Source organism: Oleiphilus sp. HI0080, assembly GCF_001635135.1.
Genome location: NZ_LWFU01000298.1, coordinates 1 through 7,583, shown reverse-complemented (window position 1 = coordinate 7,583; position 7,583 = coordinate 1). Strand labels below are relative to the sequence as shown.

At 47.5% G+C, this 7,583-nt stretch carries 7 protein-coding genes; 3 read left to right on the top strand and 4 right to left on the bottom strand.

Annotated features, from left to right (window positions below):
• From A3751_RS03175 to A3751_RS03165, 3 genes are all read right to left on the bottom strand, one after another.
• On the bottom strand, positions 1-378 hold a 378-nt coding region (locus tag A3751_RS03175; protein WP_197466148.1), incomplete at its 3' end, for a DUF6160 family protein.
• A 364-nt stretch (positions 379-742) separates the two neighbouring features.
• Positions 743-1,057, bottom strand: a complete 315-nt coding sequence (gene grxD / locus A3751_RS03170) for a Grx4 family monothiol glutaredoxin (protein ID WP_068451955.1) — start codon at positions 1,055-1,057, stop codon at positions 743-745.
• Between the two features lie 45 nt (positions 1,058-1,102).
• On the bottom strand, positions 1,103-2,668 hold the full coding sequence (locus A3751_RS03165; RefSeq protein ID WP_068451952.1) for a hydantoinase B/oxoprolinase family protein: 1,566 nt from the start codon (positions 2,666-2,668) through the stop codon (positions 1,103-1,105).
• Positions 2,669-2,802: 134 nt separating this feature from the next.
• Here A3751_RS03165 and A3751_RS03160 point away from each other — a divergent pair, with 134 nt between their 5' ends.
• The 3 genes from A3751_RS03160 (at position 2,803) to A3751_RS03150 (ending at position 6,043) form a co-directional block, all read left to right on the top strand.
• Positions 2,803-4,005 carry an aspartate aminotransferase family protein gene (locus A3751_RS03160; protein ID WP_068451950.1) on the top strand — a complete coding sequence of 401 codons (1,203 nt, stop codon included), beginning with the start codon at positions 2,803-2,805 and terminating at the stop codon, positions 4,003-4,005.
• Between the two features lie 73 nt (positions 4,006-4,078).
• Positions 4,079-4,987, top strand: a complete 909-nt coding sequence (gene argF, locus A3751_RS03155) for an ornithine carbamoyltransferase (RefSeq protein ID WP_068451960.1) — start codon at positions 4,079-4,081, stop codon at positions 4,985-4,987.
• Positions 4,988-5,002: 15 nt separating this feature from the next.
• Entirely contained in the window at positions 5,003-6,043 is a 1,041-nt protein-coding gene (locus A3751_RS03150; RefSeq protein WP_068451947.1) for an ABC transporter ATP-binding protein, read from the top strand.
• 38 nt (positions 6,044-6,081) lie between these two features.
• Here the strand turns inward: A3751_RS03150 and glpK are convergent, their stop codons facing one another.
• Complete coding sequence (gene glpK, locus A3751_RS03145) at positions 6,082-7,575, bottom strand: glycerol kinase GlpK (protein WP_068451946.1); 1,494 nt, start codon at positions 7,573-7,575, stop codon at positions 6,082-6,084.
• Between the last annotated feature and the right edge of the window lie 8 nt (positions 7,576-7,583).

Here is a 7,583-nt window from a genome sequence, read left to right as displayed (position 1 = left end):
GTCATTTAACTCAAAGGGAATAATGTCGTTGACGGCATAGGTGTTGCCATCAAGCTGTATTTTAGACGCGTCCGTAGAAATCGAACCAAGACCAAGATTGGTAATATCGATATCTGCCGCCAATGCCTCGCCCGCTTTATCGTATCGACCAGCTTCTAGCGTGTCGATGTTCATCTGAACATCTGCTTCCATGCCAAGGGTCACGCGCGTGTAACTCGTTGAACCAAGCTGTTCAACATCAAAAGCGACTGCCGCCTGACCAGAGAATTCGCTAAGCTCTTCGTCAGATATTGGCTGTAATTCAGCCAACACTGTCGCTGGCAGACAAACAGCTGCAGCAAACAGTAACTTGAGCGTGCGAATTTCCAAAAATTTCACGATGATAAATACCTTTTAAATCTCTTCGCGTTCGGCAGTCCATGATCAGTCTTCAAGTCTTATTGTTTTAATAATTGTTCTTTTGTTTCAGAGCGTAACCTTAACTGAAGGGCAGACAGGCTTATGTGATCACGGACACAGAGAGATCGTGAACACCTCCCAAAACACCGTGCTTTATTCACAAACAAGAACCTGATCACACTTACAAAACAACGCCCAAAAAGAAGCTTGGGATAAATAGATCAAGACGGAAAACAATTTAGAAGAGAACAGGATAACAGAGCGACCGCACACCTCAGCTCGCTCATCTGTAAACAATAAAAAAACCCGCAATAAATGCGGGCTTTTTTATTAAGAGATAAGTCTACTCTGCGGCAGAACTTACCAGCTCTTTCAATTCACCAGACTCATACATTTCACTAACAATATCGCAACCACCGACAAGCTCACCCTTTACGTAAAGCTGCGGAAAAGTAGGCCAATTCGAATATGTTTTCAGATTCTCGCGAATCTCTGGGTTATCAAGAATGTTGATATAAGCGAATCGCTCACCACAAGCCATAAGGGCCTGGACCGTTCGAGCAGAAAAACCGCACTGCGGCTGCTGCGGAGTCCCCTTCATATACAACAAGATGGAGTTCTCTTCAATTTGCTCTTTTATTGCATCCATAATGGACATAAAAACTACCTTTTTACACAGAAAAGTTAAAACGGATGTTACCAGTTATTCAACAGGCGACCAACCTCCACCGCCAGGTGTTTCTATGGTTATGGTGTCTCCAGCAAAAACTTCAAGCGCTCTTTTTGACGAAATACGAACGCCATTGAGGTAATTTTCGCCTGATTTACCAGACGCAGCATTGATCCCCCATGGCCGCGAGACACGACGGTCGGTTAAAAGAGTAACGGACGTCGGCTCCAAAAAGGTGTAAGAACGCTTCAAACCATCTCCGCCACGCCTCTCACCTGCGCCACCAGATTGACATCGTAATCCATACTGATCAATGCGCAACGGATAATGCAGTTCGAGACTTTCGACAGGTGTATTAAGCGTATTGGTCATGTGGCATTGCACTGCATCCAAACCATCACCATGAGCGTGAGCCCCCATGCCACCACCAAGTGTTTCGTAGTAATCCCATCTTCGACGATGCACACCACCGGAACTTCCCATTGCAATGTTATTCATTGTGCCTTGTGACGCGGCTGGCATATCAAGTCCCAATTTGGCGAAGGCCCCCTGAACCAAATCGACCACACGCATACTGGTTTCTACATTGCCGGCAGCGACAGCTGATCCAGGATTCGCATTTAAAATAGACCCTTGAACCGCATTCATTCTTATATGGCGAAACACACCGTCACACTTAGGGGCATACTCAGGTAGCATGCAAGCAATAACGTAATAGACTGATGCAGCGGAAACACTTAAAGGACAATTGAGATTTCCCGTTACCTGCGCACTGCTGCCCTTGAAGTCAAATAGAAGCTCTTCTCCACTCCGTTGGAGCTGCAACTTAAGTCGAATCGGATTATCGTGAAAACCATCACCATCAAGCACATCTTCAAAATGTGCTACGCCCTCCGGAATTTGGCTAATCAAACGCTTCATCAACTGCGCGCCATATTGATGAAGCGCAGCATTCATCCGATCGAAAAAGTCGATCGGCTCATCTTGAATAACGAGTATTGCCTCCAAGCGCATCAATCCGGTTTTGTTCGCGCTTATCTGGGCAACAAAGTCCTCTGGCAGTGCACCGGAACACTCGGGATCAATGCCTCGTATCTGGCTCGCAAGCTCCTCATTAAGCTGACCCGACTCCAGAAGCTTCTTTGGCGGCAGTATCACGCCCTCCTCTTCAAGCGCAGAACTTAAAGGCATTGAACCTGGGGCACTCGCACCGATATTTGCATGATGGGCTCGATTAACAACGAACCCGCTCAGCTCACCATGGATAAACATGGGTGCAATCATGGTCACATCAGGCAAGTGTGTCCCGCCTTGAAATGGATCATTCACCACGACCATATCACCCTGTTGCCAATCGAATTGCGCGACGAGGCTTCTCATGGCATAGGCCATACTCCCCAAGTGAACCGGAATGTGTGCCGCCTGGGCAAGAATTGCGCCCTCTCGATCAAATACTGCGCATGAAAAATCAAGGCGATCCTTTATATTTGGAGAAAATGCGCTTCTTTGTAGCACGTACCCCATTTCATCACAGACCGCGTTTAGTTTACCCAAAAAAATGGCAAGCTCGACCCCACTTACCGCTTCTGATTCGATCATTATTCGTCCTAAACCACCCGCCAAGGTGAATTACTTTAAAAACCGCCCGTATAATCTCACTCTTTTGCTAAACTCTCTATCATCATTTGGAATATCACGCCTTGCTCGGCAAAGATACGCTAGGTACCCACTGCATGACTGAACAAACCATTATGAACACATACGGAAAGCTTTCGGTTTCATTCGAGAGCGGCGACGGGTGCTGGTTATTTGATACCGACGGCAACAAATATTTCGACACATTTACAGGCGTTGCGGTTAGCGGCCTTGGGCACTCTAATCCGGCGATCGCAAAAGCAATTAAAGATCAGGCGTCTCGGCTTATTCACTGCTCCAACGTGTTCCACAACCCCCTTCAACAAGAGCTAGCCGAAAAGCTTTGCTCTCTAACGAATATGGATAATGCCTTTTTATGTAATTCAGGCGCCGAGGCAAACGAAGCGGCTATCAAAATTGCACGTAAATATGGCAATGAACGCAACATCAATACTCCGACTATTGTAACCATGAAACGCGCTTTTCATGGTCGAACAATGGCGACGATCTCCGCGTCTGCCAACCCTAAGGTACAGAAAGGTTACGAACCGCTTTTGTCAGGCTTCGTTCAAGTTGAACTGAATGATTTGAGCCAACTTAGAGACCTCTGTCGCTCTCGGGATGACCTTGTCGCTATTATGCTCGAGCCCATTCAAGGAGAAGCCGGTATTTTTCAAGCAAGTGACGAGTATCTGAAGGGTATTCGCTCTCTTTGCGATGAGCACAGTTTGCTGATGATTTGCGATGAAATTCAATCAGGCTGTGGACGAACAGGTGCTTTCTTAAGCTACCAACATACCGATGCAACACCTGACATCGTAACAATTGCAAAAGGCTTAGGTAATGGCTTTCCCGTAGGCGCCTGCCTTGCTCGCGGTGCAGCGAGCCAAGTATTAAAACCTGGAAGTCATGGAAGTACTTTTGGAGGCAATCCATTAGCGAGCAAAGCCGCCTTGACGGTTCTAGAGCAAACTCAGAGCCTTGATTTGATCCAGCGCGCGCAGCTTCTCGGAGAGCATATTTTAAACGAGCTGCGAGACGCGCTGCTAGGCGCGGATTATGTTGCAGATGTTCGGGGGCGAGGCCTCATGATCGGCATCGAAATGTCTGACCCTTGCTTCGCTTTAGTGCCGATCGCCAAAGAAAAAGGCATACTTTTGAACGTAACAGCGGATAAGGTGATTCGGCTTCTACCGCCTCTAACGATGAGCAATGAAGAATGCGAGTTTTTGATTGATGCCGTTATCCAAATCATCCGCCTATATGCCGCAGATGATCGCGCTAAGCCTCGACATAGCTAACACAACAGAGGTACATTCAGCCTATACTCAAAGATAGACAGGCTGTCTCTCATCAGTAAACATCAGGATGCTCATGGCACTTAGACATTTTCTTTCACTTGATGACTTATCAAGCAAAGAGCTCAAACAAATTATTCGTCGCTCGATCGACCTAAAAGCCGAACACAAGTCTGGCACCATTTTTGAACCTCTTAAAAACCGTGTGCTTGCTCTTATCTTCGAGAACTCATCCACCAGAACACGTGTCTCTTTTGAATCTGCCATGGCCCAGTTTGGCGGTTCGACTGTATTTCTATCACCTCAGGACAGTCAACTAAGTAGGGGCGAAACAATCGGGGATAGCGCTCGAGTACTCTCTCGGCTTGTCGATGCAATAGCTGTGCGCACCTACGAACACAAGAAATTGGAAGCCTTCAGTGAGCACTCGAACGTACCAGTGATTAACGCACTGAGTAATCAATTTCACCCCTGTCAGCTGCTAGCAGATATGCAGACCTATCAAGAGCATCGCGGCTCGATTAAAGGCAAAAATGTTTTATGGGTAGGTGATGGAAATAACGTCTGTAATACTTTCGTGCAAGCCGCGCGTCTTCTTGACTTCAAACTCACCATCGCATCCCCGACAAAATATGCCCCAGCACTTGCAACCAACCCAAAACATGCGGATCATTGCCGACTTATAGAAACGCCCGAGCAGGCTATTTCAGAAGCGGATCTCGTAGTAACCGATGCATGGTGCTCAATGGGACAGGAAGATGAAGCAGCGCAACGCGCTATCGATTTTCAAGGCTATCAGGTTAACGAACACCTGCTGCAAGCAGCAAAAAAAGACACACTTTTTATGCATTGCCTTCCCGCTCATAGAGGTCAAGAAGTAAGCGAGACCCTTCTGGACTCCCATTACTCCGTAGCATGGGATCAAGCTGAGAATAGACTGCATGCACAAAAAGCCCTGCTTGAGTTTCTTCTTTGCAACGTTTAACAACTAAGAGCCGTAATGAGCACCTTTTTAGAAGTCGATAGCTTGCTGTGTCAGTATGACGAGAACATCATATTAAAGGATTTAGGCTTCCACCTCGGGAAAGGCGAAATTGCTTCCTTACTTGGTCCTAGCGGATGCGGAAAAAGCACCCTTCTTAGAGCAATCGCGGGCTTTGAGACTCCGCAGAAAGGTTCAATCGCAATAAACGGAAAAGTACTGAGCGACAAAACCACCAACATTGCTCCTGAAAAACGAAGAATCGGTATGGTGTTTCAGGACTATGCCCTTTTCCCGCATTTCACCATTCAGCAAAATATTGCTTACGGCTTATCAAAGAAACAACGCATGGGCAGTGATGATCGCATTGACCGCTTGCTAAAACTCGTTGACCTTAGTGGCTTCAATCAACGCTACCCTCACGAGCTATCTGGCGGTCAGCAGCAACGGGTCGCTCTCGCACGAGCACTCGCTCCTGAACCCGAACTAATACTGCTTGATGAACCCTTTTCAAATCTCGACGCTGATCTTCGAACACGACTCGGAATTCAAGTTCGGGAAATCTTAAAGTCACTGGAAATTAGTGCAATTCTCGTAACACACGATCAGCAAGAAGCGTTTGCCATGGCAGACCATATTGGGTTGATTAATCAAGGAAGCATTACACAATGGGGCACGCCATACGATCTATACCATGAGCCAAGCTCACGCTTTGTCGCGCAGTTCATCGGCCGAGGTAGCTTTCTAAAGGGAATCTCTGAAACGCATGAACGCTTCACGACGGAAATAGGACCCATCGAAGGTAATCGCTGCTATGCATGGCCAGAAGGAACACCGGTAGATATTCTATTACGTCCAGACGACGTGATGTATTCCGAGCACTCCCAAACGACCGCAACGATCTGCTCTAAAACCTTTGCAGGAACAGCGACACATTACATGCTTTCGCTTGAAAGCGGCGCAAAAATTGAAGCCGCTTTCCCAAGCCATCAAGACTTTAAAATTGGCGATGTAATAGGCTTTGAACTAGACACCGAGCATTTAATCGCCTTCAAATAGCTCGTCATTAGCCCCTAAGCCAAGTTAATGCGCGCCGCTCAGCCTTCTGGCTTGAATGCTCTAACGCACCCAACGGCCATCTGCCAACCCGAGGCCAAGCGAGACCGATCATCGTTTGATATCTTGGAGTCAAATCGACGCTCCAACTGCCATTTGCTCGCCACCTCTTCTAAGCTTGCAAACAACCCTGCTTGGACCGCCGCAACATAGGCCGCTCCCAACGCAGTTGTTTCGACTATTTGTGGACGCTCGACAGTCACATCACATAAATCTGCTAGGCATTGAGAAAACCAATCGTTGACGACCATACCGCCGTCCACGCGCAAAGTATCGATACTTGCACCATCTTTTTGCATTGCTGACAAAAGATCTCTCGTCTGATGCGCAACTGCTTCTAAACCTGCCGTCACGACCTCTTTCGCGCCCGTATCGCGCGTCAGGCCCAATACAGCGCCTCGCGCATCTGGATCCCAATATGGAGCTCCTAACCCAGTAAAAGCAGGAACCACATATAACTTGTTTTGGTAACCCACTTCGCTCGCTATCGATTCCGATTCACCTGCTGAGTTAATCACGCCCAGGCCATCTCGTAACCATTGAACTGCCGCACCAGCCACGAAAATACTGCCTTCTAACGCATACGTGGTCATACCACCCATTCGATATCCGACGGTTGTCAGCAGCTTATTCTCCGATGACAAAGCCTTCTCGCCTGTATTCAGAATAACGAAGCAACCCGTACCATATGTACTTTTAAGCATGCCTTCGCTAAAACATGCCTGGCCAACTAAAGCAGATTGCTGATCCCCGATAAGTGCGCACACTGGTATATTTACACCAAGTAACTCCTTTGCAGTCTCCCCGAAGTCCGCAGCACAGTCTTTCACCTCAGGAAGCAATGAGGCTGGCACATCAAAAAGCTGGAGCAGCTCATCGTCCCACTGCTGCTCATGAATATTAAACAGATTGGTTCGAGAGGCATTGGTGGCGTCTGTTGCATGCTGCTTACCACCGGTCAAACGCCAGAGTAAGAAGCTATCCACCGTTCCAAAAGCTAAGTCGCCGTTCTCCGCCGCTACTCTAGCGCCATCGACATGATCCAAAATCCAAGCTATTTTCGTTGCCGAAAAATAAGGATCCAGCACAAGTCCCGTTTTACTCGTTAACGTCTTCTCGTCAAACTGAGACCGGATCTTCTCGCATTGTTTGGCGGTTCTTCGATCTTGCCAAACAATCGCGTTATACACTGCCTTGCCAGTCTTTCGATCCCAAACAACGGTTGTCTCTCGTTGATTAGTAATACCTATTCCTGATATCTGCTCCGGATTAACACCTGCGTCTGCTACAACCTTGCGCATCACATCCAGCGTTGTGCTCCATATCTCTTCGGGGTCATGCTCAACCCAACCGTTATGAGGAAAAAACTGAGTGAATTCTTCTTGCGCTGTCGCTATATGCGCACCACGCTCATTAAAAAGTAATGCCCTTGAACTAGTGGTTCCTTGATCAAGCGATAGAATAAATCGATTCATTGTTATTT

Coding starts and splice junctions, on each gene's coding strand:
- A3751_RS03150 (WP_068451947.1), top strand. CDS start 5,003: ATGAGCACCTTTTTAGAAGTCGATAGCTTGCTGTGTCAGTATGACGAG.
- argF (WP_068451960.1), top strand. CDS start 4,079: ATGGCACTTAGACATTTTCTTTCACTTGATGACTTATCAAGCAAAGAG.
- A3751_RS03165 (WP_068451952.1), bottom strand. CDS start 2,668: ATGATCGAATCAGAAGCGGTAAGTGGGGTCGAGCTTGCCATTTTTTTG.
- A3751_RS03160 (WP_068451950.1), top strand. CDS start 2,803: ATGACTGAACAAACCATTATGAACACATACGGAAAGCTTTCGGTTTCA.
- glpK (WP_068451946.1), bottom strand. CDS start 7,575: ATGAATCGATTTATTCTATCGCTTGATCAAGGAACCACTAGTTCAAGG.
- grxD (WP_068451955.1), bottom strand. CDS start 1,057: ATGTCCATTATGGATGCAATAAAAGAGCAAATTGAAGAGAACTCCATC.